The following is a 1788-nucleotide window of genomic DNA, read 5'->3' as shown; positions in this document are numbered from 1 at the left end:
GACTACGACGACATCGTCGCCCACTGCTGTGACGCTTGGAACAAGCTCGTCGATCAGCCCTGGAAAATCATCTCAATCGGAATGCGGGACTGGGCGCATGAGTTCTGATCAGCGCACGTTGGTATAACAGCCAGTTTCGCTATTGGGACCCCTCCCGGCTTGGAGGACGAGGTTGTTCAGCGAGCGCACAATCACTTCGAAACACTGGCGCTCGATGGGCTCTACAGGCAACACGCCGCAGTTGAATTGGTTGAACGGAAGCCGATCTTCCGATCCACATTCGAGATCGATGGGGAAGCCGGTCTTCGAGAAGAACTCGCGTTCGAAGCGAGAAGCCGACGCCGGGTAAATATTAACAGCTGGCAGTCGGCGCTATACCGGGCGCTCTCGCGCAGCGATGATTTTTGCGCCGGGGGCTTTGAGCAGATCGATGAACCCTAAATATCTGCGAAAAATAGTACGCTTGGAACCAGCGTCAGCTTTTGCGGCAAGCGCGTCCGAAAGCCGCTGGACTGCTATCGGCCCCATTCAACTTCTCCGGAGCAGGCAGGTATCCGTAGAGGCGCCGCGTAAGCTCAGGTCGAGGAACACCAGCCATAGTCGCACCGGTCTCTGTTGGCTGTCATAGCTTACGAAGCCTTCTCCAAGGGTATGCAGGATACGCATCCAGCCGCCACGAACGTTCTCCCTTCCGTCAGGGCTTGGCGGACGTGAGACGTCAAGCGGTCGCACCTGCTTCTGCGTCGCTCGACCAAAAGTCCCGAATGAACGTGAGCGACTGATGCACTTCCCCAGCTTCGCATCTGCGTTGAAATTCTTCTGTTCCAATATCCGCGAAGCCAGGGTGGGCTGTGAGATCGCGGGCAACGACGCTCCTGAATGCCATCGACCAATCGGCAAAGTCTCGCTGGGGCTTAACGCCGGTTTCCAGCACCAGCTTGGTGTGGTGGCGTGGGTCCGCGAAGATGCGTTTGCGCAGAGCCTCGAGTTCGTCCGCGCTACCCTCGAGGAGCTGCATGAAGCTGCCGCGATTACCATCTCGGCCCTCAACGAACAGCAGCATTCCCGTCACATCCTTCTCGGCATTGTAGGCTCGGCTCGTCGCAAGGATTGAGTCCAGATCGGCCTGGGAGAGAGCTGGGCGCGCTTGGCTCACGTAGATCAAATAATTCGCAGGCAAAATATATCTCCAGATGATGTTCGCAGTTGCGAAGCTGCACTGCAGCGACTGCCTTGCTGACAGCGTTGCAAAACAACATAAAAGCGACAAGACGTCCGTCAAGTTTTCACATTATGAAAGAGTTTTCGACCTCGTCGATTTTGATTGATCCAAATTCAAAACAGCGCTTAGCTGTGGACGAAACTTGAGCTCGGGAGGGTCAAGTCATTACCACAAGATCTGAAGCAGAAAAGCCCATTTCAGCATCAACTCCTGCTGCAATTGACAAAATTCTTGAGGTAAGCCCGCCGGCTCGACTGATTCAGTCGGTCGATCGCGCCTTACAGCTTATTGAAGTGATGGCCTCGAAAGACCACCCGGTCCTGTTGAATGAACTGGCCAAGGCAACTGGTCTCAACTTGTCCACATGCCATCATCTTTTAGCGACACTGGTCGCACGCGGCTATGCCATCCACGCTGGTCGAAGCCGGGGATACACACTTAGCCCGCATTATGCGTCATGGCTGGCGGGCCTAGCCCAAGCCTCTGATCCGGCGTAGTTTTTGGGTGCTGACGCCAAAAACTCCAGATCGGAGGGACCATGCCCGCCAAGGACGAGACTACGCCGC

The 1788-nt window shown here is 55.7% G+C and carries 3 protein-coding genes; 2 read left to right on the top strand and 1 reads right to left on the bottom strand.

What is annotated here, in order from left to right; all coding sequences use genetic code 11:
- Positions 1 to 159 precede the first annotated feature (159 nt).
- Complete coding sequence (locus tag GTW51_RS23250) at positions 160 to 441, top strand: hypothetical protein (protein WP_163046393.1); 282 nt, start codon at positions 160 to 162, stop codon at positions 439 to 441.
- Positions 442 to 718: 277 nt separating this feature from the next.
- On the opposite strand, the gene GTW51_RS24765 is transcribed toward GTW51_RS23250, so the two are convergent.
- Entirely contained in the window at positions 719 to 1156 is a 438-nt protein-coding gene (locus GTW51_RS24765; protein ID WP_425483310.1) for a BLUF domain-containing protein, read from the bottom strand.
- Between the two features lie 230 nt (positions 1157 to 1386).
- Between GTW51_RS24765 and GTW51_RS24760 the strand changes: the two genes are divergently transcribed.
- The gene (locus GTW51_RS24760) at positions 1387 to 1719 is read left to right on the top strand and encodes a helix-turn-helix domain-containing protein (protein ID WP_425483309.1); all 333 of its coding nucleotides are present in this window, start codon (positions 1387 to 1389) and stop codon (positions 1717 to 1719) included.
- The last annotated feature ends 69 nt before the right edge of the window (positions 1720 to 1788 follow it).

This window comes from Aurantimonas aggregata, assembly GCF_010500835.1.
GTDB lineage: Bacteria > Pseudomonadota > Alphaproteobacteria > Rhizobiales > Rhizobiaceae > Aurantimonas > Aurantimonas aggregata.
This window is presented reverse-complemented; position numbering and strand designations above follow the sequence as displayed.